This window comes from Chelativorans xinjiangensis, assembly GCF_009812055.1.
Lineage (GTDB): Bacteria > Pseudomonadota > Alphaproteobacteria > Rhizobiales > Rhizobiaceae > Chelativorans > Chelativorans xinjiangense.
The window spans coordinates 12353-36259 of record NZ_WQNH01000006.1 but is presented as its reverse complement, the minus strand read 5'-3'; the positions used below and the strand labels follow the sequence as shown (position 1 = coordinate 36259).

Below are 23907 nucleotides of genomic sequence, written 5' to 3'. Positions count from 1 at the left end.
CGAGGGGGCGGGCGTCCCCCGGCGAGGGTGCCGCTATTGCTCTGCGTTGGCAGGGCGGGCACTGAACGGAGAGCTCGGGCATGTTGCGATATGCGCTCAAGCGGCTGGGGGTAGGGCTCCTTTGCCTGGTCGGCGTGAGCATCATCATCTTCGTGGCGATGCGGCTGGCGGGTGATCCGACGCTTCTTCTGCTGCCGGACGATGCCACTGAACAGGACCGGATCGAACTGCGCCAGGAGCTCGGGCTCGATAAGCCCCTGCCGGTGCAGTATGCGATCTTCGTGACGGACGCCGTTCAGGGCGATTTCGGCACGTCGACGCGCTGGAAGATGCCGGCGATGGAGCTTGTGCTCGCGCGCCTGCCGGCGACGCTGCAACTTGCCGGCCTTGCCTTCTTGATCGCTATTACGATCGGGCTTCTGAGCGGCGTGACTTCGGCGACGACGCGCGGCTCCGTTTTCGATCAGGGTGTGCGCCTCGGTGTAACGCTCGGCCTTGCAGTGCCGGTGTTCTGGGTCGGCCTGATCTTCATCATGGTCTTTGCAGTGGACCTCGGGTGGTTCCCGACCAGTGGGCGGGGAAGTTTCGCGCATTTGATATTGCCGGCCGTGACGATGGCGCTCAATCCGGCTGCGGCGATGAGCCGGCTCTCCCGCTCGGCGATGCTGGGCGTCCTCGGCGCCGACTACATAAAGATGGCGCGGGTGAAGGGAAATTCTGAGGCACGCGTCGTCTGGAAGCATGGGCTTCGCAATGCCGCGATTCCCGTGGCGACCCTTGCCGGCATCCAGCTTGCAAACATGATCGGCAACACCGTGGTTGTCGAAACCATCTTCGCCTGGCCCGGCATCGGCAAGCTCATCATAGACGCGATTTTTGCCCGGGATTTCGCCGTGGTGCAGGCCGCCATCTGCGTCGTGGCCGCCGCCTACATCATCCTCAACCTGGCTGTGGACCTGACCTACGGCCTCCTCGACCCGCAGATCCGATATGACTGAACACCACGTCGATATGCCAGCGGAGACCTTGGGCGCGGAGGCAGGACTGCGCCGGGCATCCATTTTCCGCACCCTCGAGGACTGGCCGATCCTGCCCATCATCCTGCTGTTGCCGATCATCCTCTTTGGCGTGTTCGGCCCGTTGATTTCGCCCTACGATCCGTCGGCGGTAAACCCCACCGTGGCGCTCAGGCCGCCTTCATGGCTGACGGGAGACGGTTTGTCCCACCTGTTTGGGACAGACTATCTCGGCCGCGACGTCTTCAGTCGGGTGATCGCGGGCGCGAGGGCCTCCCTTCTCGTCTCCTTCTTTGGCGTCGGCATCGCCGGGATCGTCGGCATCACCATAGGGCTGGTATCCGGCTACTTCGGCGGCTGGCTCGACACGGTTCTGATGCGGCTCGTGGACATTCAGATGTCGATGCCCGCAATCCTGCTCGCGCTGCTGATTTCCGCCGCGCTCGGTTCGGGATTGGCGACCGTTATTGCCGTGATCTCCATCGTCTTCTGGACGAACTACGCCCGCGTGGTGCGCGCCGAAACATTGAGCGTCAAGTCACGCGACTATGTGGCGATGGCGCGGGTACTCGGATGCCCCGACGCAAGGCTCATTCGAAAGCACATCCTGCCCAATGTGATCGACAGCGCGCTCGTGGTCGCTTCGCTGCAGCTCGGCGCTGCCGTCATGCTCGAGGCCTCGCTGTCCTTCCTCGGCCTCGGCGTCCAGCCGCCTGCCGTCGCCTGGGGCAAGATGATCGCGGAATCCAAGCTCTACCTTGCAATGGCATGGTGGCTGCCCTTCTTCCCGGGCGTCGCGCTCGTTGTAACCGTCCTCGGCACGAACATGTTCGGCGACTGGCTCCGGGACAAGCTCGATCCCCGCCTGCGGAATACATGAGGACCGGAGAGAGATGACACAGGCCTCCCTCCTTTCGGTCGAAGACCTCCGGACCTACTGCTACACGCGCGCCGGCGTGGTGAAGGCGGTGGACGGCGTCAGTTTTGCGCTTGAGCGCGGGGATTCGCTCGGCCTCGTCGGGGAAAGCGGCTCCGGCAAGAGCATGACCTGCAACTCGATCTTACGCCTTCTGCCCAGGCCCGCCGCGCGGACCGTCGGCGGGCGTGTGCTCTGGGAAGGGCGTGACCTGCTCACGCTTCCCGAGCGCGAGATGCGCCGCGTGCGCGGACGGGAAATCGGGATGATTCTCCAGGATCCGCTGATGTCGCTGAACCCCGTATTTACGATCGGCAACCAGGTAGGCGAGCCCTTTAGATTGCGCGGCGCGGCGAAGGGCCGATCGGATCTGCGCGAAAAGGTGCTGGATGTGCTGCGGCAGGTTCACATTCCTTCACCTGAGGCAAGGCTGAGTCAGTATCCGTTCGAGTTCAGTGGCGGCATGCGCCAGCGCACGGTCGCCGCGATTGCGCTGGCGGGCAGTCCTGGTCTTTTGATTGCGGACGAGCCGACCACCTCGCTGGACGTTACGATCCAGGACCAGTTTCTGAGACTCTTGCGGGAGTTGCAGGAGAAGACGGGCATGGCCCTGATTCTGGTTACGCACGACCTAGGGATCGTGGCCGAGACCTGCAACAAGGTCGCTGTCATGTATGCCGGCAAGATCGTCGAATTCGGCGACGTGCGGCAGGTGCTCACATCGCCATCCCATCCGTATACCGAGGCATTGCTCAAGGCGCTTCCGGTTCCCGGGACGCGTCAGAGGCGGCTCTATCAGATACCTGGTGAGCCGCCGAACCTGCTCGACCCGCCCGCAGGCTGCGCGTTTGAGCCGCGCTGCCATCGTGCCATGCAGGCATGCAGAAACGCCCGTCCGCCGATCAAGAAGCTCTCCGATGGGCGGCAAGCGGCATGCCTCGCACTCGAAGCCCGGGAGGTTCGGTAGTGGGAACCATTCTCGAACTGCGCAACGTCAAGAGGTACTTCGGAATCCGCTCTGGAGGATGGATGGGCGGCGGCGGCGAGAAGCCGCTCAAGGCCGTCGACGGCGCCAGCTTCTCAATCGCCAGCGGGTCAAGCTTCGGCGTTGCGGGGGAATCGGGTTCGGGTAAGTCCACCATGGGTAAGCTCATCCTGCGTCTCGACCGCCCCACGGGGGGCGCGATCGAATTCGAGGGCCGCGACATCGGCAAACTCGATGCCGAGGGGGACGCCTGGTATCGGACCCGCGTGCAGGCCGTCTTTCAGGATGCTTCAGGCTCCCTCGACCCGCGGATGCGCATCTCGGCCATTGTCGCCGAACCGCTGGAAATTCATGCGCGCACCGGTCCAAACCGCTTGGGCAAGATCGAAATCCGCGAGAAGGTCGAGGACATGCTGGCGCAGGTCGGCCTGCCCAAACGCGTGATGGACAACTATCCGCACGAGCTGTCCGGGGGGCAGAAGCAGCGCGTAGCGATCGCCCGGGCGATGATCCTCGAACCGACGATGCTGGTGCTCGACGAGCCCGTCTCCGCGCTCGACGTATCGATCCGTGCGCAGGTTCTGAACCTGCTCTCCGATTTTCAGGACCGATATGGCCTGACCTACCTGATGATCTCCCACGATCTGGCTACGCTGGGGCATGTGAGCTCCCAACTAGCGGTGATGTATCTGGGCCGGATCGTGGAAATCGGCGGGACCGAAGATATCTACGCACGGGCCTTGCATCCCTACACCAAAGCTCTTTTCAGGGCGATGCCGCTGCCTGATCCGAACCGGAAAAAGAGTGCGCCCAGCCTGCGCGGAGAAATCGGCTCGGCGCTCGACATTCCGAAGGGATGCCGTTTCTGCCCGCGCTGCGATGAAGCAATGCCGGTCTGCAGCGACGTTGATCCCGAGCTTGTCGATGTGGGCGCGGGGCGGCGGGTCGCATGCCATCTGATGAGCGGGCCTCAATTCACGAAGGCCACGCACCAAAGAGGTTCCAGCGAATGAAGCTTTTTGAACCGGGCTGGATCGGAAACCTCAAGCTCAAGAACCGCGTCATCATGTCGGGTGCGGGCATCGGCGCGCTGATCGACACCGACGGAAGCCTCTCGCAGCGCGGGATCGACTATTTCGTCGAGCGCGCCCGCGGCGGCACCGCCATGATCACCACCGGGTCGGTCCGCGTCTCACGCCATTTCGAGAAGGACCCGCTGAGCCCGATCCAGACCTCCCTCACGCTGGACAACAAGGTTTATACCCGTTGGGTGCACGAACTCAGCCAGGCGGTGCATGATTATGGCGCCAAGCTGTGCGTCCAGCTGGCGCCGGGACTCGGGCGCTGCATGAGCAAGCCGGATCTGATGAAGGGCATCCAGCCCTATGGTGCTTCCGCCATACCTTGCCTCAACGACCCCAAGCGGCTGACCCGCCCGATGAGCAAGGACGACATCAACCGGATGCTCGACGATTTCGAGCGGGCGGCGGGCCTTCTCAAGGTCGGCGGGGCCGACATGGTCGAGTTGAACTGCCACGCGGGCTATCTTTTCGACCAGTTCATGACGCTGCTCTGGAACAAGCGCGAGGACGAATATGGCGGCAGCCTGGAGAACCGGTTGCGGTTGATCGTGCAAGTCGTGGAGCGGCTCAAGGGCGTGCTGGGCAGCAAATTCCCGATCACGGTGAAATATGCGCTCGACCACTATCTTCCCGGAGGCCGAGAGGCGCCGGAAGGGGTCGAGATCGCGCGCGCACTGGAAGCGGCCGGGGTCGACGGGCTGATGATCGATGCCGGCTGCCGCGAAACGCAATACTGGACGCTGCCGTCCGAATTCCTGCCCGAAGGATGTACGCTGGATCTTGCCCAGATGGTCAGCGAGGCAGTGGACATCCCGGTGATCGCGGTGGGCAAGCTCGGCAATCCCGAGATAGCCGAAGCGGCGCTGACTTCCGGTAAGGCGGATTTCATTGCCCTCGGACGCACGCTGATTGCCGATCCGCACTGGGCCAACAAGGTGCGCGTGGGCAGGTATCTCGACATCGCGCCCTGCGTAGACTGCTTCGAGGGCTGTCACAAATACATTCACGACGGAAAGCGGATCGGCTGTGCTGTGAACGCGGCGACCGGCAATGAGCGCGAGATGCGTCTCACCCCGGCAGAGCAGAAGAAGCGGGTCTTGGTGATTGGCGCCGGACCCGGCGGCATGGAAGCGGCGCGCGTTGCCGCCCATCGCGGTCATCGCGTCACCGTCTGGGAAAAGGAAGGCGGGGTGGGCGGAAATATCGGGCCGGGCTCGTCTCCACCATTCAAGGAGATCTATCGGCGCCTGACGGATTATCTCGTTCACCAGATGGAGAAGGAAGGCGTCGATGTGGTCTTCGGCAAGGAGGCCACAGCGGAGAATGTTACAGAGGCCTCACCCGACACCGTGATCGTCGCCGTGGGCTCCGAGCCCATTGTGCCGTCCATCCCGGGCGTCGAGGGGAGAAATGTCGTCGCCGCCAATGATGTGCTTACCGGCGAGGCTGGATGCGGGCAGAAGGCGGTGATCGTGGGGGGTGGCGTCGTCGGTTGCGAAACCGCGCTGCATCTGGTGCGGGAGGGGCTTGAGGTGACGATCATCGAGCGCCTGAGCGCGGTTGGCGGCGACATGTACTACATCAACCGCATGCATATGCTCAAACTCCTCCAGGAAGAGGGGGTCCGTGTTTTCACGGAGGCTAGCGTGCTCGAAATCGACGGCGCTGGCGTCCGCTATACCGACAAGTCGGGAGCGGAGTACAGGATCGATGCCGATACGGTCATTCTCGCCGTGGGCTTCCGTCCGCGTCGGGAGATCGTCGAGGCGCTTGAGAGGGGTGCGGCCGAGGTGTTTTCGATCGGCGACTGCGTAGCGCCACGCAAGGTGGCCGAAGCGATGCAGGAAGGCTACCGCATCGCCCGCATAATTTAAGTCTTTGGCAGTGCTGCTCCTTTGAAGGCAGGTGCCCAGTTTCGCAGACGACCGTATCGGAGACGATTTGATGTCCTACAGTTTCGAAACCAGCCAGGTGGGGGCGCTGCCTGTTTGCGGGATGCTCCTGGGCGGCGAATGGGTTCCCGGTGAGGGGGCTGCGAGCGAGATTCTCGACAAATACCGCCTGACGTCCATCGGCCAGTTGCCGGCAAGTTCTGACGTGCAGATCGAGCGCATGATTGGAATCGCGCATGCGGCCTTTGAAGGCGACCGGCTGACGCCGCATGATCGCGGTCGCATTCTCGAGAGCGTTGCGGAGCTGATCGAGGCGCGCCTGGCGGAGCTCGTATCGGTCATGCAGCCGGAAACCGGCTTTGCGACTTCGGACTGCGAGGGCGAGATCGGGCGGACCATACAAACCTTTCGCCTGGCGGCCGAGGAGGCGCGCCGGCTCGCGGGCGAAATTCTCCCGGTTGCGGGCGCGCCGGGGCAAGGCAGGCGCTTGGCTTTCACACTGCGCGTGCCGCTCGGCGTCGTGCTGGCGGTCACGCCCTTCAACGCGCCGCTCAACACGGTGGCGCACAAGATCGCGCCCGCGATTGCTGCCGGAAACACGGTGGTGCTCAAACCGGCCGGACGGACGCCCCGCACCGCCTGCCTGCTGGCCAACTGCTTTCTTGAGGCGGGGCTACCCGAGGGCTATCTGCAAGTCTTCCACGGGGGCGGCGCGGCTGTCTCCGCCGCTATAACGGATGAACGGGTGCGCTATATCGCCTTCACCGGATCGACCGAAGTTGGAAGGATCATTCAGGGGCAGGCGGGTTTGCGACGCACGCAGATGGAGCTGGGCTCTATCGCCTTCACCCTGCTTGCCGAAGATGCGGATCTCGACGCGGCTTTGCCCAAGGTGATCGGGGCCGGCTACCGCAAAGCCGGGCAAGTCTGCACCTCTGTACAGGTTCTGATGGTTCATGAACGTCTGAAGGACGAGGTCGAAGCACGCATGGCCGAAAGGGTTGCGGCTTTGCCGCATGGCGACCCCGCCGGCGAGGGATGTGTGACCGGCCCCATGATTTCACTAGCCGATGCAAAGCGTGTCGAGAACTGGGTCAACGAAGCAATTGCGTCTGGCGCGCGCCTTCTGGCCGGCGGCAAGCGCGAAGGTGCGGTGGTTGCGCCGACACTACTCGCCGGCATCGGGCCGAACATGAAGGTGGGTTGTCGAGAGGTCTTCGGGCCTGTTATCGGGATCGAAAGTTTCTCCGACCTCGATGCCGCGATCGCGCGCGTGAATTCCACGCCCTACGGGCTGGCTTCGGGCATATTCACGAACCGGCTCGATGCCGCCTTTGCCGCAGCCCGGCGCCTCAGGGTCGGCGGTGTGCATGTGAATGAGACCTCGTCGTCACGGCTCGATATGATGCCCTATGGCGGCTCCAAGGACAGTGGTTTCGGCCGCGAGGGCCCGTATTACGCGATGCACGAGATGAGTGAAGAGCGCGTGGTAAGTTTTACGGTCTAAGGGAGAGGCGGCCGAAATGCTGACCCTTCTTCAGACGGCGGCTTCGCCCTTTGCGCGGAAAGTGCGCATGGTGGCGATCGAACGTGGCGTGCCGCTTGCGCTTGAAGAGGCAAAGGTCGATCCGGCCGATCGCAACACTGCGCTCGGCGCCTTCAATCCGCTCGCCAAGATCCCTGTCTTGCTCACCTCGAAGGGGGCGATTTACGACAGCCGCGTTATCTGCCGCTACATCGATGCCAAAGGGGAGGGGCCGGGACTTTATGCCGGCCCTGATCCCTGGGGGATCCTGAGGCTCGAAGCGCTGGCCGACGGCATCATGGATGCCGCCGTGGTTGCGCGATACGAGCTGGCGATCCGTCCCGGCGACCTTGTCTGGCAGGATTGGGTCGCGGCGCAGTTTGCTCGCATCGAGGCTGCGCTCGACGGTCTGGAGGCGGGGACGGAAGATCTCCGAACTCTGCACATGGGCACGATCGGCCTTGCTGCTGCGCTCGAATATCTCGACTTCCGGCATCCCAAGCTACGCTGGCGGGAATGGCGCCCGGGTCTCGCGAAATGGCTGGAGAGAGAGGTGGCAACCAACCGCATGCAGAGCACAAAATATCCGGCATTCTGAGTACGCTTGCGACGATGTGAATAAAATTGGCTGGACAGGGGCTACCCTTCCGGCCATGTTCCCGGCGGAGGAGCATGCATGGACATCCGTCAACTCCGTTATTTCGTTCACATTGTGGATTGCGGTAGCCTTTCAAGCGCCGCCCGCGAACTGTATATCGCGCAACCCGCTCTCAGTCAGCAGATCGCCAAGCTCGAGGCGGAGGTGGACAGGCCGCTTCTAAGCCGCTCTTCAAAGGGCGTGCTCCCTACGGAATACGGCCTGGCTCTCTATCATCACGCGCGCTTCATGCTGCGCCAGTTCGACCAGACGATCGAGATAGCACGCGGCGAGATCGGACCCGTACAGGGCGTGGTGACAGTGGGGTTGCCGGCGACAACGGTGGCGGCGATCGGTTTGCCGCTCGTGAAACGCCTTCGCGAGCGATTTCCCAGCATCCTGCTCAATGTCGTAGAGGGGATGAGCGGCCACATAGGGCAGCTCATGCGGCTCGGTCAGCTCGACATGGCGGTGCTTTTCAGCCAGGAATCGGCCATGGAGGCGGTGATCGAGCCACTCATGGTGGAAGAGCTCTTTCTGATCCTCTCGCTGGAAAGCCCGCTCGTCCCCGCCGGGCTCGACCGTGTCGATCTCGCCAAGGCTGCGGCGCTGCCCCTTATTTTGCCGACTCGCGACCACGGTCTGCGGCAGCGGATCGAAGCCGAGTTCGAGAACCGCGGTCTTTCGGCGAATGTGGTGGCCCAGGTCGATTCCTTGTCCCTCGTCATGGATTGCGTGTATGACGGCATGGGCGCAACCATCAAACCTATGGGCGCAATCATGAAGGAAAGCGCCGGAGGCAGGCGCTTCCGGTTCCTGGCTTTTAGGGACCTCGTCCTCCGGCGGCGGAATTTTCTTTACACCTTGCCCGCGGAGCAGCTAACGCCCGCGGCGGCGGTTGTGGTTGCCGAACTACGCGAGACCGTGCGTCTATTGATCACCGACAAGGTTTGGCCGGGATTCGAGGGCGAATTTCCTGAAGCTTCCGCGGTTCCCGAGGCGATCGCCTCTTGAACCATTTGCCCATGTCCCTAGCCAGGCCGGTCTCGATCGCTGGACATGCAGGCGCTATTCCCGATCGTATTTCGAGCAATCTGGTCAGGACAATCCCACGCTCCCATAATTGCGCATGTATGACGCCAGCCTGTGAAATACAGCTGCTTTGCACTCGGCCGAGGCACAAGATTCAAACAAATCTGGTCAAACACGAGAGCGTGGTGTTACAGACTTGGCGAGCAAGAGCGGTGCTAAATCACCGATGGGAAAGATGAACACGAGCGACAGCAAGCCCGCAAGCCGCGGATCTGGCATCCAGTCCCTTGAGCGCGGTGCCGCAATTCTCGATGCGGTGGCTGGCAGTCCGGACGGCTTGGGGTTGACCGAGATCAGCGGTCGTGTCGGCCTCCATACAAGTACTGCCTTTCATCTCGTCAAGACACTGGTCGGGCTCGGCTATCTGGCTCAGGACCGCGATGGAAAGAAGTATCGTATCGGGCCCCGCCTTTTCGGTCTGGCCTCCGGTGCTTCTCGTGAGCGGACCTTGCTCAATTTCGGTCTGCCTGTGCTCGAACACCTTAGCGCGGAGACGGGCGAGGCGTCCCATTTAGCCGTCAGGGAGCGTACCGACGTGATTGTTGTGGCGCGGACGGAAGGGGCAGGAGTCCTCCAATTGTCCGAGCGCGTGGGAATTACGCGTCCTATGCATGCGACCGCCTTGGGCAAAGTGCTCCTATCATACATGCCGGAAAAAGAGCGGAACGAGTTGATAGCCATCCTCCAGCTCAACCGCATCACGGAAAAGACGATCACCGATCCGGAACAGCTTCGTCGTGAAGCGGAGATTGTCCGCAGCGAAGGCATCGCCCACGACCGTGCTGAGTTCGATCCGGACCTGCGTTGCATTGCCATGCCCGTTTGGGATTTTACCGGCCGCTGCGTTGCCGCCATCGGGCTTTCCGGTCCGGTGTGGCGCATGACGCCGGATGTGATCGACAAGCGTATCCTCAAGCTCGAAGTGGCGGCGGAGCAACTCTCTCAGGCGCTGGGGTACCGGGAGCTGGAAACCGCGAACGCATAAAGAAGACGGCCCCAAGGCCGTCTCTGATTATCGCGTCCATTTTGTCTCTATTCGTCGTGCGCCGGAGCGGTTACCACGATGAAGGTCAGATCGCCAAGCCCGGTGTTTTCTATGGAGTGCCAGCTGCCTGGCGCGATGAAGGCGACGTCGTGCTTGCGCACCACGCGTTTTTCCCCGTCGATCTCCATCAGCCCCTCGCCTTCGAGGACGTGATAGACCTGCTCTTGCACCTTGTGGACGTGACGCTCGACATAGGCCATCGGCTGATAGGTGGAGATGCGGTAGTCGATATGCTGGGCAGCGGCGCTGTCGGGCGTCACGAGCCCCTTTGAGAGAGCGGACCCGAAGTGCCCCGGATATTGTCGCCAGGCCACTTCGGCGATGTGCCGGATAACGGATTTGCGTTCGCTCACATCACTGCTCCTTATGGCCGCCACGCTTTGCCGAAGACTGGCTCCTTTGCCGGCAGAGGCGGAAGCTCCCACGACCCCGTCGCCGGCGGCCGGATATCCGCGTCGACATGCACGTCGATCAGAGCGGGCTTGTTCAGCTGCACGGCTTCTTCAAGAACGCCGGCGAAGTCCTGGCTGCGGGTAACGGTATAGCCTTCGACGCCGCTCGCCCGCGCCCATGCCGCAAAATCGGGGTTATACTTTTCACCTGATGCGTTGTGATAGAAGGCTGTGCGGTATTCGCGGCCGCCGAGATATCCGTATTGAAGGTCACGGATCGCGCCCCAGGCAAAGTTGTTCCAGACTACAAAGACCACCGCGATGTCGTATTCAACGGCTGTGCACAGCACGTGCGGTACCATAGTGAAGCCGCCATCGCCGCTGATCGAGACCACGGGCCGGTCGGGCGCAGCAAGCTTGGCGCCAAGTGCCGATGAAGGCCCGAAGCCCATTCCGGAATAACCCCAGGTGTTGAGCATCGACTGCGGCCGGCGCGCCTGCCAGAATTGCATGTACCAATTGTGGTGCACGCCGGAATCGAGCGTCAGGATCGCGTCCTCCGGCAGCACCTTCAGACAGTCTTCGACAATCCGGTAAGGTGAGATAGGCGAGACGTGGCTGTTCCAGTTAGGCCTCAGATAATCCTCCCACTCCTTGCGCCAGCCCGCGATATCGGCGAGCCATGGGGCAAGGCGATTGGCACTGATTTCACGCCCCTCGAGTTCGCTCAGGACTTGCCCGAGGAACGCACGAGCATCGGCCAGAATCGGCAGGTCCGGCGTGTAGTTCCGGCCGAGCTCGGCATGATCGACGTCGACATGGATGAGTTTGGTGCGCGGGAAATTCCAGGAGTATCCAGGCTTCCAGCTTGAAGCCGACCGGTCGTCAAAGCGGCCGCCGATCGCCAGAACAAGATCGGCGTGCCGGCCCGCCTGGTTCGCCTGATACGCGCCGTTGCGGCCGATGAAACCGAGTGAGAGCGGGTCCGTCATGTCGAAACAGCCCATGCCGTTCGGGGAGCTGATCACGGGGATCGAAAGCTTGTGGACCAGCCGCGTGAGCTCGGCCGAGGCCTCGGAGAGAGTGACCCCGTGGCCGATGAAGATCACCGGCCGTTCGGCCGTGAGGAGCATGTCCGTCACCCGCTTCACGTCCTCCAGGCTCGCGCCGCTGCGGCGCTGGCCGAAGGCGTTGCCGCGCGGCTCGGGCGTGACCTCGGCCTCTTCCTGAAAGAGGTTGTAGGGGATATCCAGATTGACCGGGCCCGGCCGGCCCGTTGTCATCGTTGCCGCGGCCTGCCGCATCGCAAGCGGCAGCATCTCGACTCTGGTGGGCTGGAAGCTGCGCTTGACCACCGGCTTGATAACACTGTTGAAATCGGCGTGGTGATGAAGGTTCAGTTCCTGGAACGGCGCCCTGTTGAACTGATTGGTGGGCACGTTTGCCGTAATGGAATAGACGGCGGAGCTGTCGGTCTGGGCAACAGCCAGCGCCATGATCTGGTTTGCCGATCCAGGACCTGTAGAGGTCAGCGTTGCCGCCGGCTGGTGCGACACGCGGAAGAAGCCGTCGGCCATATGGACGGCGGTCTGCTCATGACGTGGCGAAATTAGTGCGATCTCGTGCCGACGTTCGTAAAGGCAGTCGAGAAGCCCCACATTGCCATGCCCGCATATGCCGAAGACATGGGTGATGCCCTCATTAATGAGAGATTCGGTGATGATCTCTCCGCCTTTCTTCAGTGCCATCTTGTGAGCTCCGTGCAGTTGGTTGTCGCCCAGCGTCAGATCAGGCCGCCATTCGGCTGAACAATCTGGCCATGGACCCAGGATGCGGCGTCGGAGGCGAGAAAGCCCACGACGGCGGCGACTTCGTCAGGGCGTCCGACGCGGCTGAAGGGGCTCATCGCCGCGGACCGTTCCACAGCGGCGGTGTCCTTGCCGGCGCGGAAGAGGTCGGTGTCGACGGGACCGGGTGCGACGCCATTCACGCGCACCTTGCGTGGCGCGAGTTCGCGGGCCATGGAGCGCAACAGGCATTCCACCGCGGCCTTGGTGGCCGAATAGGGACCAAGTCCGGGCGCCGCGTGGCGGACGAGGGAAGTGGTGAGGCCGATAATCGTGCCGCCGTCGCAGACATGGTTCGCTGCCGCGTGAAGAACGTTGAAGGCACCGACGATGTTGACCTCGACGAGACTGACAAACCGCTCATGCGGGAAACCGCCTACGGGAGCCGGGGGCACATTTATGCCGGCATTCGCGACGACGCAGGCCAGCGCGCCGCCGAACTCGGCTTCGGCATTCGTGAAAACATGCTCGATGTCCTCAGGCTTACGGATGTCGCATTCGTAGCAGGCAATCCTGTTCAGGCTTCCACCGGGAACTGGATCGGGCTTAGCTGAAGTGTAAGTGAGTGCGACGCTATAGCCGTCGCGGGCGAGCACCTCGACGATGGCCGCACCGATACCGCGTGAGCCGCCGAACACGATTGCAGTCTTGGAATTCATTTCATCCATTCCCGTTGCCTACTTTTGTTCTGTCAGAGTTCTGGCGCCGTCAGGATCTACCGCCGACGGAGATGACTGGATGCGATGCGGCCAACCGGGTCACGCGCTCAGGCCGAGTGGGGTAGGCAGCCCCCGATCCGGAGTGACCGGGGGCCGAAGCAGAGAACGTCATTTATTGAACTCGGTGGGAATGCCGAGATCGGCTATGATCCCGGCAAAGTCCTCTTTCACCTTCTTCAGATAGGCGGTGAGTTCAGCGTGTCCGCGATATTCCTTGGCCGCGATCAGTTTGGTGAGGGTTTCTCCGAACTGGGGTGTTTCCATTGCTTCATGGAAGGCCTCGTCGAGCTTGGCGACAATCGGTTCCGGTGTGCCGGCAGGCGCAACGATGATGCTGACGGCGTGGGCATCGAAATCGAAGCCGAGTTCAGGCAGCGTCGGTACATTCGGGAAGGCCGGCATACGGGCGTCCGAAATCACCGCCAGCAGGCGCATGTTCCCCGCTCGAACGTCCTCGACCCACTGCGTCGAACCGACTGCGGCGGCGACATGGCCGCCTAGCACGGCGGCAAGTGTGTCGCGCGCGCCAGGGTAGGGGACGTGGGTCCAGTCGAGGCCGGCTTCCTTGCCGACATACTGCATCGCCACATGCATGGTCGAACCTGCGCCCGAAGTGGCGTAGGTGATTTTTCCCGGGTTTGCCTTGGCATCCGCAATGAACTCTTCAAAGGTCTGCCAAGGTGAGTCGGCCTTGACAACGACGCCTGTCACGCCTGACGAGAACTGCATCACAGGCGCGAAATCCTCCTGCGTGTACTCCATTTTGCGCATGGTGAGCATGCGGCTCAGCGGCGTGTCGACGACCGAGGCCAGGGTGTAGCCATCGGGCGCTGCTTGGGCCAGAACGCCAAGCGAAACCGCGCCTGCCACGCCGGGCTTGTTGACGATGTTGATCGGCTGACCAAGCTTCTTCTCGACCAGCTCGGCGAGATGACGTGTCATGACGTCCATGTTGTCGCCGGGATTGTAACCGACGAGAATCGTGATTGGCTTGGTGGGAAAGTCCTGTGCAGCCACGTTGGGCGCCATTCCGAGAATGGCACCGAGCGCGAGGCCGCAGATCGCGCCCAAAGCTTTGAGATTGAATTTCATTTTTAACTCCTCCTTCTGATGGCAGCCCCAACCTTCATTCGGCTGAAGGGGCGGCCCCCCTCCCTGGGGTAGCGTTCCGGCCGGGCCTGATCGGTTCCGGCTCGGAAATGTTCAGATCGCGCGCCCGACCTCGAAGCCGTCCCAGACGGCTTTCATGATGTTCTTTGGTCCGTCGCAATCGCCGATCGAATAAACTTCGCCGGGAAAGCTCTGAACGAGCTGGACGTAGAGCTCTGGTTCGGCTTTGACGCCGACGGCCATAACCACTGTGTCGCAATCGATCTCCTCGCGGGTGCCATCAGCATGGCTGACCACCACCGACCCCTCCCGCACCTCTTCGAGAGCTGTATCGGTGAGGATCGGCACCTGATGGAATGCAAGCAGATCGAGCAGCATGTTACGATTGGCGCGCGCCACGGGAATTGCCACCGGGAGCGACAGCCGTTCGACTAACGTGACGCGCTTGCCCTTCCTGGCGAGCCACAGGGCTAGCTCGCAACCGTTCTCTCCGGCGCCCACGACAATGACGTTCTCGCCTGTCTCGTACCTGCCCAGCAGAACGCCCGTGCTCGGCACGACATGCGGAAGATCGGCGCCCGGCAGTTTCGGCATGAGGTCCGTCGAGCCGCTGGCCACCACCACCACATCCGGCGCTTCGGCCTCGACAACAGCAGGCGTAACGGCAGTGCTGGCCCTGACGGGGATCCCGAGATTGGAGAGCTGTCGCTGATACCAGGTGTTGAGCCGCCCAACGTCTTTTTTATCGTCCGGCACCGATGCGTCGCGCAGATGGCCGCCGAGTTCGGTCTCCTTCTCGTAAAGAATGACTTCGTGCCCCCTGGCGGCAGCGACACGTGCTGCCTCCATGCCCGCGGCGCCGCCGCCTGCAACGAGCACTTTCTTCTTGACGAGCGCAGGTGTGGGGGTGTGGGTACGCTCGCGTCCGCACGCAGCGTTTACGGTGCAAGAGTTCAGATCGCGGCCATGGATGACCTCCGTGCAGGCCTGGTGACAGCCGATACAGGGGCGGATGTCTTCCACATGGCCCGCACGCACCTTATTAGGCCAATAGGGATCTGCGAGCAGGCCCTTGCCGATTGCGACGATATCGGCCTCGCCGGACGCAATGGCGCGTTCCGCCATGTCCGGGATGTCGAGGCGGCCGACGGTCATGACGGGTATCGAGACCACCTTCTTAACCATGGCCGACATGGACAGCATGCAGCCATGGTCCTGATAGATCGGTGGATGCGTCCAATAATGGCCCGCGAACGCGCCCGCATCGACGGCAAGCCCGTCGAATCCGGCCTCCTCGAGAAGCCTTGCCATTTCGAGCCCCTCATCGATGTCGCGGCCCACTTCCGCGAAGGTCTCACCCGGCAGGCCGGCATCGTGCAAAGATTTCATGTAGTGCTTGAGTCCATAGCGATAAGTGACGGGGAAATCTTCGCCGACGTGGCTCTTGATCTCGCGCAGGATTTCGAACGGAAAGGTCAGACGGGCACGCAGATTGCCGCCATATTTGTCGTCGCGCTTGTTCCAGTAGGAGCAGGTGAACTGATCGAGCAAGAAGCCGCCATGACCGTGTAATTCGACACCATCGCAGCCGGCGCGGGCGACGATTTCGGCGGCGCGGCCATATGCCTTCACCAGCGCTTCGACCTCTTCGGTTTTGAGCGCCCGGCAAGTAATCTTCGGGTCACCGAAATTCGGCACGGCGGAAGGCGCGACGGGACCGCCCCTGATGGTGCCTGGGCGCGCCTGGCTACCGAAGCCGGGAGAGAGCTGAACGAAAAACTTCGCGCCGAGCGAATGAACCGCCTCGGTCAGGTCCGCGAATGGACGAATGAACGCCTCCCGCACGGGACCGCGCTTGCGGCTGGAATGTTCGATCTCATCCTCGACCTTGAGCATGCCAGTGTGCAGCAGGCCGGCCCCACCCTTGGCGCGCTCTACGAAATAGTCGACGTAGCGCTGGGTAGGGAGACCGCTTTCGTCCTGCAGGGCGGGGAAGCCCATGGGCGCCATGGCGATCCGGTTCTTGAGGTGGACCTTGCCAATCGTAAGCGGCTCGAAAAGGTGAGGGTACTTTATCTGCATATGCAGTATTCCCTGATTTGAAGTTGGTGCATGGCGCATCGTTCCCTTGCGATTCTGGCTACTCGGCCCCGCGAAACTGACCCCGCGCACGGCGTCTAGCACGCAGATACGGGAGTACGTTCGAGATCAGGATAAGGAGCACCAGGAGAAGGATGGCGCCGGAGATCGGCCGCGTGACGAAGATGGAGAAATCGCCGTGCGAGATCAGCAGCGACTGGCGCAGATTCTGTTCGAGTATCGGCCCGAGCACGAAGGCAAGAACCATTGGTCCCGCGTCGTAGCGGAACTTCCGCATCAGGTAGCCGATGCCCCCGAACACGAGCATCACAAGAACGTCAAAGGTGGAGTTGTTCACCGAGTAGGCCCCGATGAGGCAGAACAGGAAGATGAGCTGGTAGAGCATCCAGCCGGGCGTCTTGAGGATCTGCACCCAGACGCCGATAAGCGGCAGGTTCAGAATGAGCAGCAAAAGATTTCCCACATACATGCTCACCACGAGGCCCCAGAATATCTGGGGATGGTTGCTGATGAACATCGGTCCCGGCTGAACGCCCTGGATGACGAGAGCCGCAAAGAGCATTGCCATGATCGGGCCCGTGGGCAGGCCGAGGGAGAGCAGGGGAACAAGCCCGCCCGTTGCCGCCGCGTTATTGGCGGTTTCGGGGCCGGCTACGCCTTCTATCGCGCCCTTTCCGAATTCTTCCGGGTGTTTGGAGATCCGGCGCTCGACGGCATAGGAGGTGAAGGTCGCGAGCACGCCGCCTCCGCCGGGAAGAATGCCGATGAAAAAGCCGATAACCGTGCCGCGCACGATCGGCCATTTTGCACGCGCCCAATCGGCCATCGTCGGCCAAAGGTTTTTCACCCGCGTTTCCGTCGTGCGCACATTCGGTTCCCGTCCTTCGAGGTTCTCGAGAACTTCGGCCACGCCAAACAGGCCCATGACCACGGGAACGATGCCGATGCCGTCGCTCAGTTCGTTGATGCCGAGTGTGAACCGGGGCAGCGCGGTGACGAGGTCAAGCCCCACCCCACCCAGGATAAACCCAACGAACGCCATCATCAGCGCCTTCAGCGTCGAGCCCTGGGAGAGGTGGGTAACAAGCACCAACCCAATGCAAATAATGGCGAAATATTCCGGTGGGCCAAATCTGAGCGCCATCGAGGCGAGCGGCTGTGCGACCAGCATGAGGACTAGCACGCTGACCGTGCCGGCAATGAACGATCCCCAAGCGGCAATGCCCAATGCGGCGCCTGCGCGGCCATTGCGCGCCATCTCATGGCCGTCGATGCAGGTGACGATCGAAGTCGCCTCGCCGGGGATGCGCACGAGGACGGAGGTGATCGTCCCGCCATATTGGGCCCCGTAATAGATGCCGGCGAGCATGATGATTGATGCCTCGGGCGACACATACATCGTGGCCGGCAGAAGCAATCCCATTGCACCAACAGGACCAATGCCGGGAATAACGCCGATCAGCGTGCCGATGACGACGCCAAGCGTGCAGAAAAGAAGGTTCTCTGGCTGGAAGGCAACGCCGAGCCCGAGGGCGATATTCGATAAGATGTCCATCTGGCGCTGCCTCCGTCAAAAGCCCCAAGGGCCGACCGGAAACTGGCTCTTCAGCAGAAACTGGAAGATCAGTTGGGTCAGTGCAGTGCTGATAAACGCGAGAAGGGTGATGAGAACGTAGCGTTTCGGCTGGACCAGCCAGAACAGCACGAACATGAGCGCAAATGTGCTGAGACCGTATCCGAGAAGCGGAAGAACAAGCGCGTAAAGGACGAGCGCGATGAAGCTCGGCAGTACCCTCGGAACCGCTGCGAGGGGAAGTGCCGCGTCATCCGCCGCTTCCGCACCCTGGAAGGTCGTGCGGGCGATGTGCGCCAGCGACAGGAAGCCGAGACAAAGCGCCGATACGAATGTCACGAATCCAGCACCGGGGTTAGCAGGAGTTCCCAGTCCAAGCCGCATCGACTCCGCCATCACCAGAGCGGCAAAAAACAGCCAGAACATCCCTCCGGCCTGTTCGTAGATTTTCATGATCCTCCCCCGATCGCGCGGCTGTCCATCAGCGACCACGCTGGATGCCGGCCAGGCCACTCCACCCCTCAAGTTTCAATATTAGAAATAGATTCCGATAATGTGAGAAGTCAACTCGAAATTCCGGTTGTCTTTCTGCGGGCCGACAACTAGCGTCGTCCAGACGTATCCAATCGTATACAGGCGCTGACGTTCTCATGACAAACCAGCAAGATGCGACTCACCACGGGCAAGCAGTCTATTTTCGCTTGCTGGACGAGATTCGCCGCGGCGACCTGTTGCCGGGCGCGCGACTGCGCGAGATGGAGCTGTCGGAGAGATTGCAAATCTCGCGCACACCCGTGCGAGAGGCGCTGCGGCGGCTTGAGGCGGATGGGCTCGTTGTCCATCAGCCGCGCCTTGGCGCCGTGGTGCGCAGGCTTGGCTATGCGGAAATCATGGAGCTTTACGAGATGCGCACTGTTCTCGAGGGAACGGCGGCGCGGCTTGCCGCGCGGGCGGCCTCGCAGGTGGAACTGGCCGAGCTGTGTGCCCTGAACGAAGAGTTTGCCGAGGTGCTCGACGACGAGGTGCAGGCGGCCGAGGTCAATCGCCAGTTTCACGCCACTCTGCTGGATGCCGCCAAGAACCGCTTCTTGCGCAAGTCCGTCAGCGCTCTGCAGAAGACAATGCTCATTCTCGGCCGCTCTACGCTTACCGATGCAGGGCGGGCGGAGGCAGCTTGCCGTGAGCACCAGCGCATCCTGGATGCCATACATGCGCGTGACGGAGCGGCGGCGGAAGCGGAGATGCGCGCGCATATCGAGGCGGCACAGCTCGTGCGCCTAAAGGCCCTTCGGGCGCTTGACCGCGATGAAGAAGAATCGCTCTGGATCGATGGGGAGGGGCTATGAACCGGCTGGCGCCGCCGCGCCATTCATGGGATGTCGTCGTCGTGGGCGGAGGGAACGCAGCCCTTTGCGCTTCTATCTGCGCTGCCGAAGAGGGTGCGCGCGTGCTCGTGCTCGAGGGGGCGCCCAAACCCTATCGCGGCGGGAATTCGCGCCATACCCGCAACTTCCGCTGCAAGCATGAAGGGCCTCTCTCTGTTCTCACCGGCACCTATGGCGAGGACGAATATTTCCAAGACCTGATGCTGGTGACAAAGGGCAAGACCGATGAAGATCTGGCGCGCTTCACGATCCGCGCCTCCCAGGAATGCCTGCCTTGGATGGAAGCGCATGGCGTTCGTTTCCAGCCCTCCCTGTCCGGCACCCTGTCCTTGAGCCGGACCAACGCCTTCTTCCTCGGCGGCGGCAAGGCGCTCGTCAACGCCTACTACAACACCGCCGAAGATCTGGGTGTGACCGTTCGTTATGAAGCCCAGGTCAGCCATATCGCCGTTGAGGCGGACAGATTCGAGCATGTCGAAGTGAGTTTCTCCGGCGGCCCGGTGGAGCGCATTTCCGCGCGTGCGGTGGTGCTTGCCTCGGGGGGCTTCCAGGCCGACCGGGAATGGCTGGTAAGCGCCTGGGGGCCGGCCGCCAGAAACTTTCTCATCCGCGGAACACCCTATAACCGCGGTGTGGTGCTTCGCGATATGCTGGACCAGGGATGTGAAAGCGTCGGCGATCCAACGCAGTGCCATGCAGTGGCCATTGACGGCCGCGCACCCCAATATGACGGCGGGATCGTTACGCGCCTCGACTGCGTGCCATTTTCGGTCGTGGTGAACCGGGATGCGGAGCGCTTCTATGATGAAGGCGAGGATGTCTGGCCCAAGCGCTACGCAATCTGGGGGCGCCTCGTCGCCGGACAGCCGGACCAGGTAGCCTACGCGATTATCGATTCCACATCCCTTGATCTCTTCATGCCATCGGTCTTTCGGCCGGTGGTGGGACAGACCATCGAGGAACTGGGTGAAAAGCTCGGCCTCGATCCTGCAAAACTCGCCAAAACCATCGGCGGTTTCAATGCCGCCTGCATGCCTGGCGCCTTCACCCCGACGGAACTGGACGGGCTATCGACGGAAGGCATTGATCCTCCCAAGACCAACTGGGCACAACCCGTCACGGAGCCGCCCTTCTATGGCTATCAACTGCGGCCAGGGGTCACCTTCACCTATCTCGGCCTCAAGGTCGACAAGACAGCGCGCGTTCAGACGCCCTCCGGCGTTCTATCAAATGTCTGGGCCGCCGGCGAAATCATGGCCGGATCGATCCTAGGGCAGGGCTACCTTGCCGGTTTCGGCATGACGATCGGGACCGTCTTTGGCCGCATCGCGGGACATGAAGCGGCTCGCCACGCTCTCAACGATCAGGAAATTGCAGATGTTGCTTGAACTCTCCCAAGACGACTCTGGTTCAACTGCCGAAGCCCGGCGGCAGATCGAGATATGCAACGCATGCCGCTATTGCGAAGGTTATTGTTCCGTGTTTCCGGCGATGACGCGCCAGAAGATGTTCTCCGACGGCGACATCACGCATCTGGCGAACCTCTGTCACAACTGCCGGGGCTGCTACTATGCCTGCCAGTACACCGAGCCGCATGAATTCGCGCTGAATCTTCCCGCAGCGCTGGCCGAAGTCCGTCAGGGAAGCTGGGAGCGGCTGGTCTGGCCGGCGCCATTTTCGCGCTTATTCCATACGCATGGCGTGGCAATTGCGGGGATGCTGGTCGCCGGCATCTCGGCCTTGTTTGCCTTGATTGCCGCCCTGCCGGAAGGTGCGGGCGACGGGTTCTACGCGCACCTGTCGCACAACGCGATGGTCGCGGTTTTCACCCCGGCATTCCTGCTGCCGCTTATTGCCGTCGCCATCGGTCTGTACCAGTACTGGCGGGACGTCGGTGCGGGGCCTATCACGCTGCGCGACATCCGCAATGCCCTTGCCAGCGCTGCGACACTGCGGAACCTCGACGGCGGACAGGGACAAGGCTGCAATTTCGAGCGCGAGGACCGCTACACCGACCTCAGGCGCTGGTTCCACCAGGCTGTGCTCTACGGCTTCCTTGCCTGCTTCGCGGCGACGGCGGTGGCAACGCTCATGCACTACTTCCTTGACTGGCAGGCGCCCTACGGCCTGTTCACGCCGCCCAAGCTCTTGGGCGTGCCCGGCGGCATCGCGCTGGTGATTGGCACCAGCGGGCTTGTTTGGCTTAAGATGCGCGCCGATCCCAAGCTTGGCGCAAGCCGGGTTTGGGGAGGCGAGATGGCATTCGTGCTGCTGCTCGGTCTCGTGGCGGCTTCCGGGCTGGCGCTATATGCAGCCACCGGCACCTTTGCGGTGCCCAGCCTTCTGGCGCTGCATCTGGGTTCGGTGCTGGCCTTGTTCCTGCTGCTACCCTACACGAAAATGGTTCATGGCTTCTTCCGCATCGCGGCGCTGCTTGCCGAGGAAACGAAGCGGAAGGGATGAGTGCCGGGCGGTTCCCCGCGGGCCGACTCCAGGCAACGCGCGACGAGTAGCCGACCTCCGACGTTGCACCGTTCCCAGCTCCTGCCGAATGGATGGCGGTTTTTTCATAGCGCTTACTGCAAACTCGATAACCCTCAAAGTTTAGGGCCAATTATCCTCCTGCAATCCGCGGGTACCCTCGTGCCGGCGGAAGCCGGGTTTCGGCTTTCCGAAGACCCCGGCCATTTTGAAGTGACAGTTGGAGGAGGAGGAACGAATGTTCGACTCGAGACAGCTCACACTGACTGGCCTTGCGCGGTCAGCAGGCCTGGCTGCAATACCCATGATGGCGATGATCGGCGCGACGTTCATGCCAGCGGTCGGAACTCAGGCATCGGAATATGTCACAGCCGCGGACCGTGCGCTGGTCGCCACGAACGCGGGCAAGCTGCTGGGCGCCGAGCGCAACGGCGTTTTCCAGTATCTCGGCACGCCTTACGCCACTGCCGAGCGGTTCATGATGCCGCAAAAGGTGGAGTCCTGGGAGGGGATCCGTCCGGCGGTGACCTATGGCAACAATTGTCTCATTCCGCCGATGAGCGAGGTCGCCAACGACGAACTTTTCAATCCGCATCGCTATCTTCCCATGAGCGAGAACTGTCAGTTCCTCAACATCTGGACACCCGGGGTGAACGACGGAGGCAATCGGCCCGTGATGGTCTGGCTGCACGGCGGCGGCTTCACCAATGGATCGGCGATCGAGCAGGTGGCCTATGACGGCGAAAATCTTGCAAAAAAGGGAGATGTCGTCGTCGTAACGCTGAATCACCGGCTGAACATTCTGGGCTTCCTCGATCTATCGGCATACGGGCCGGACTATGCGGATACGCCCAATCTCGGCCTGATGGATACTGTGGCCGCCCTTGAATGGGTGCGTGACAACATCGAGGCATTCGGCGGCGATCCGGACAACGTCACGATCTTCGGGCAGTCCGGCGGCGGCGGCAAGGTGCGTGCCCTGATGCGCATGCCGGCAGCGGACGGCCTGTTCCATAAAGCTATAGTCCAGAGCGGCGCCACCAATGTGGCGGGCATGCCGAAGGAAGCCGCGAGCCGTGTGGCCGAACTCACGCTTGGGAATTTGGGCTTAACCGCAGAGACGGCTGACAAGATTCGCGAGGTTTCATATGAAGACCTGCTCGCCGCTGGGACCCAGGCTTTCGAGACGCTGTCACAGGAGAATGCTTTTCCAGGCGTCACCGGTTGGCGGGCCGTCATCGACGGCGTCCAGGTCCTGCAGGACGAGAACGGCGGCGACGGCTGGGTCGACCAGGGACGCGACATCCCACTTCTGATCGGCAACGTGCTGAACGAAAGCGAGACGGTCATCCGCAACAAGCCTGCCGACCTTCTCGCTGACAACAAGAACCAATGGGCCGAGGAATACGCCCGGGAGAAGCTGAAGGAGCGATTTGGCGACAAGGCTGACGCAGTGGCCGAGGCCTTCCTCGCCGCATATCCCGACAAGACGCTGGCCGATGCCTACTTCGTAGATCTGCGCTCGCGCCCAGGTACCCTGCGCAATGCCAAGATGAAGGCGGAACAGGGTGGCGCGCCGGTCTACACCTACATGTTCAGCTGGGAATCCCCCGTGCTCGAAGGCATCGGCATGGCTTGGCACTGCGCGGAAATCCCGCATGTCTTCGCAAACGCCGAACTCGTCAATACGGCCACCGGCGGCGGACCGGACGCGATCGCAATGTCCGAGCGGGTAAGCGACGCCTGGATCGCCTTTGCCCGTACGGGCAACCCGAACCATGAGGGTCTTCCCGAATGGCCAGCCTACACGGTCGAGGGCGGAGCAACGATGATCTTCGACAATGTGAGCGAGGTCCGCTTCAATCACGATACCCCGCTGCTCGAAGCTGCGGGCGCGATCTGATCCTGTCTTCCAACCAAGCAACGAAGTGTGCCGGCGGCATTCCGCCGGCGCACCGAAGGAGGAACAGCCGAAACTTGCTGATCGGATATTGTCTTGGCCGGTGGAGAAGCGGCCTAGCCTGTCCGTCCCGATGGGACGGATCCCAAAGGAGGAGGAGAAAATGCACATGGTATCTAGCAAGGCATCCCCTTGCAGGAGATTGGCGTG

The 23907-nt window shown here is 62.1% G+C and carries 20 protein-coding genes; 13 read left to right on the top strand and 7 right to left on the bottom strand.

Annotated features, from left to right (window positions below; all coding sequences use genetic code 11):
* Window positions 1–80 precede the first annotated feature (80 nt).
* The 9 genes from GM910_RS06325 (at window position 81) to GM910_RS06285 (ending at window position 10130) form a co-directional block, all read left to right on the top strand.
* Window positions 81–998, top strand: a complete 918-nt coding sequence (locus GM910_RS06325) for an ABC transporter permease (RefSeq protein WP_159586670.1) — start codon at window positions 81–83, stop codon at window positions 996–998.
* Window positions 991–1896, top strand: coding sequence for an ABC transporter permease (locus GM910_RS06320; protein ID WP_246225875.1), 906 nt, complete (start codon window positions 991–993; stop codon window positions 1894–1896). Before GM910_RS06325 ends, GM910_RS06320 begins: the two co-directional genes overlap by 8 nt.
* A 13-nt stretch (window positions 1897–1909) precedes the next feature.
* Window positions 1910–2899, top strand: a complete 990-nt coding sequence (locus GM910_RS06315; protein ID WP_159586669.1) for an ABC transporter ATP-binding protein — start codon at window positions 1910–1912, stop codon at window positions 2897–2899.
* Complete coding sequence (locus tag GM910_RS06310) at window positions 2899–3930, top strand: ABC transporter ATP-binding protein (protein ID WP_246225874.1); 1032 nt, start codon at window positions 2899–2901, stop codon at window positions 3928–3930. Before GM910_RS06315 ends, GM910_RS06310 begins: the two co-directional genes overlap by 1 nt.
* On the top strand, window positions 3927–5873 hold the full coding sequence (locus GM910_RS06305) for an oxidoreductase (RefSeq protein WP_159586668.1): 1947 nt from the start codon (window positions 3927–3929) through the stop codon (window positions 5871–5873). The genes GM910_RS06310 and GM910_RS06305 overlap by 4 nt, the downstream gene beginning before the upstream one ends.
* A gap of 70 nt (window positions 5874–5943) precedes the next feature.
* Window positions 5944–7398 carry an aldehyde dehydrogenase family protein gene (locus GM910_RS06300; RefSeq protein WP_159586667.1) on the top strand — a complete coding sequence of 485 codons (1455 nt, stop codon included), beginning with the start codon at window positions 5944–5946 and terminating at the stop codon, window positions 7396–7398.
* A gap of 16 nt (window positions 7399–7414) precedes the next feature.
* Complete coding sequence (locus GM910_RS06295) at window positions 7415–8014, top strand: glutathione S-transferase family protein (protein ID WP_201285415.1); 600 nt, start codon at window positions 7415–7417, stop codon at window positions 8012–8014.
* Window positions 8015–8092: 78 nt separating this feature from the next.
* The gene (locus GM910_RS06290) at window positions 8093–9067 is read left to right on the top strand and encodes a LysR substrate-binding domain-containing protein (RefSeq protein WP_159586666.1); all 975 of its coding nucleotides are present in this window, start codon (window positions 8093–8095) and stop codon (window positions 9065–9067) included.
* 253 nt (window positions 9068–9320) lie between these two features.
* Entirely contained in the window at window positions 9321–10130 is an 810-nt protein-coding gene (locus tag GM910_RS06285) for an IclR family transcriptional regulator (protein ID WP_159586665.1), read from the top strand.
* A 47-nt stretch (window positions 10131–10177) separates the two neighbouring features.
* Here the strand turns inward: GM910_RS06285 and GM910_RS06280 are convergent, their stop codons facing one another.
* The 7 genes from GM910_RS06280 to GM910_RS06250 form a co-directional block, all read right to left on the bottom strand.
* Window positions 10178–10543 carry a cupin domain-containing protein gene (locus tag GM910_RS06280; RefSeq protein ID WP_159586664.1) on the bottom strand — a complete coding sequence of 122 codons (366 nt, stop codon included), beginning with the start codon at window positions 10541–10543 and terminating at the stop codon, window positions 10178–10180.
* 11 nt (window positions 10544–10554) lie between these two features.
* Window positions 10555–12330: a thiamine pyrophosphate-binding protein gene (locus GM910_RS06275; RefSeq protein ID WP_159586663.1), complete on the bottom strand. Its 1776-nt coding sequence runs from the start codon at window positions 12328–12330 to the stop codon at window positions 10555–10557.
* Between the two features lie 35 nt (window positions 12331–12365).
* A complete protein-coding gene (locus GM910_RS06270) occupies window positions 12366–13088 on the bottom strand; it encodes an SDR family oxidoreductase (protein WP_159586662.1) in 723 nt (240 codons plus the stop codon).
* A gap of 168 nt (window positions 13089–13256) precedes the next feature.
* Entirely contained in the window at window positions 13257–14240 is a 984-nt protein-coding gene (locus tag GM910_RS06265) for a Bug family tripartite tricarboxylate transporter substrate binding protein (RefSeq protein ID WP_159586661.1), read from the bottom strand.
* A gap of 111 nt (window positions 14241–14351) precedes the next feature.
* On the bottom strand, window positions 14352–16340 hold the full coding sequence (locus tag GM910_RS06260; protein WP_159586747.1) for an oxidoreductase: 1989 nt from the start codon (window positions 16338–16340) through the stop codon (window positions 14352–14354).
* Between the two features lie 58 nt (window positions 16341–16398).
* Entirely contained in the window at window positions 16399–17913 is a 1515-nt protein-coding gene (locus GM910_RS06255; RefSeq protein WP_159586660.1) for a tripartite tricarboxylate transporter permease, read from the bottom strand.
* A gap of 15 nt (window positions 17914–17928) precedes the next feature.
* The gene (locus GM910_RS06250; protein WP_159586659.1) at window positions 17929–18384 is read right to left on the bottom strand and encodes a tripartite tricarboxylate transporter TctB family protein; all 456 of its coding nucleotides are present in this window, start codon (window positions 18382–18384) and stop codon (window positions 17929–17931) included.
* Between the two features lie 197 nt (window positions 18385–18581).
* Here GM910_RS06250 and GM910_RS06245 point away from each other — a divergent pair, with 197 nt between their 5' ends.
* From GM910_RS06245 to GM910_RS06230, 4 genes are all read left to right on the top strand, one after another.
* The gene (locus GM910_RS06245; protein ID WP_159586658.1) at window positions 18582–19277 is read left to right on the top strand and encodes a GntR family transcriptional regulator; all 696 of its coding nucleotides are present in this window, start codon (window positions 18582–18584) and stop codon (window positions 19275–19277) included.
* Complete coding sequence (tcuA, locus tag GM910_RS06240) at window positions 19274–20704, top strand: FAD-dependent tricarballylate dehydrogenase TcuA (RefSeq protein WP_159586657.1); 1431 nt, start codon at window positions 19274–19276, stop codon at window positions 20702–20704. The genes GM910_RS06245 and tcuA overlap by 4 nt, the downstream gene beginning before the upstream one ends.
* Window positions 20694–21779, top strand: coding sequence for a tricarballylate utilization 4Fe-4S protein TcuB (gene tcuB, locus GM910_RS06235; RefSeq protein WP_159586656.1), 1086 nt, complete (start codon window positions 20694–20696; stop codon window positions 21777–21779). Before tcuA ends, tcuB begins: the two co-directional genes overlap by 11 nt.
* A gap of 238 nt (window positions 21780–22017) precedes the next feature.
* The gene (locus GM910_RS06230; RefSeq protein WP_246225873.1) at window positions 22018–23700 is read left to right on the top strand and encodes a carboxylesterase/lipase family protein; all 1683 of its coding nucleotides are present in this window, start codon (window positions 22018–22020) and stop codon (window positions 23698–23700) included.
* Window positions 23701–23907 lie beyond the last annotated feature (207 nt).

Bases quoted from the DNA above. Each gene is read 5' to 3' on its own strand.
- GM910_RS06305 (WP_159586668.1), top strand. From the start codon at position 3,927: ATGAAGCTTTTTGAACCGGGCTGGATCGGAAACCTCAAGCTCAAGAAC.
- GM910_RS06295 (WP_201285415.1), top strand. From the start codon at position 7,415: ATGCTGACCCTTCTTCAGACGGCGGCTTCGCCCTTTGCGCGGAAAGTG.
- GM910_RS06315 (WP_159586669.1), top strand. From the start codon at position 1,910: ATGACACAGGCCTCCCTCCTTTCGGTCGAAGACCTCCGGACCTACTGC.
- GM910_RS06245 (WP_159586658.1), top strand. From the start codon at position 18,582: ATGACAAACCAGCAAGATGCGACTCACCACGGGCAAGCAGTCTATTTT.
- GM910_RS06300 (WP_159586667.1), top strand. From the start codon at position 5,944: ATGTCCTACAGTTTCGAAACCAGCCAGGTGGGGGCGCTGCCTGTTTGC.
- tcuA (WP_159586657.1), top strand. From the start codon at position 19,274: ATGAACCGGCTGGCGCCGCCGCGCCATTCATGGGATGTCGTCGTCGTG.
- GM910_RS06265 (WP_159586661.1), bottom strand. From the start codon at position 14,240: ATGAAATTCAATCTCAAAGCTTTGGGCGCGATCTGCGGCCTCGCGCTC.
- GM910_RS06325 (WP_159586670.1), top strand. From the start codon at position 81: ATGTTGCGATATGCGCTCAAGCGGCTGGGGGTAGGGCTCCTTTGCCTG.
- GM910_RS06290 (WP_159586666.1), top strand. From the start codon at position 8,093: ATGGACATCCGTCAACTCCGTTATTTCGTTCACATTGTGGATTGCGGT.
- GM910_RS06270 (WP_159586662.1), bottom strand. From the start codon at position 13,088: ATGAATTCCAAGACTGCAATCGTGTTCGGCGGCTCACGCGGTATCGGT.
- GM910_RS06255 (WP_159586660.1), bottom strand. From the start codon at position 17,913: ATGGACATCTTATCGAATATCGCCCTCGGGCTCGGCGTTGCCTTCCAG.
- GM910_RS06320 (WP_246225875.1), top strand. From the start codon at position 991: ATGACTGAACACCACGTCGATATGCCAGCGGAGACCTTGGGCGCGGAG.
- GM910_RS06275 (WP_159586663.1), bottom strand. From the start codon at position 12,330: ATGGCACTGAAGAAAGGCGGAGAGATCATCACCGAATCTCTCATTAAT.
- GM910_RS06260 (WP_159586747.1), bottom strand. From the start codon at position 16,340: ATGCAGATAAAGTACCCTCACCTTTTCGAGCCGCTTACGATTGGCAAG.
- tcuB (WP_159586656.1), top strand. From the start codon at position 20,694: ATGTTGCTTGAACTCTCCCAAGACGACTCTGGTTCAACTGCCGAAGCC.
- GM910_RS06285 (WP_159586665.1), top strand. From the start codon at position 9,321: ATGAACACGAGCGACAGCAAGCCCGCAAGCCGCGGATCTGGCATCCAG.
- GM910_RS06250 (WP_159586659.1), bottom strand. From the start codon at position 18,384: ATGAAAATCTACGAACAGGCCGGAGGGATGTTCTGGCTGTTTTTTGCC.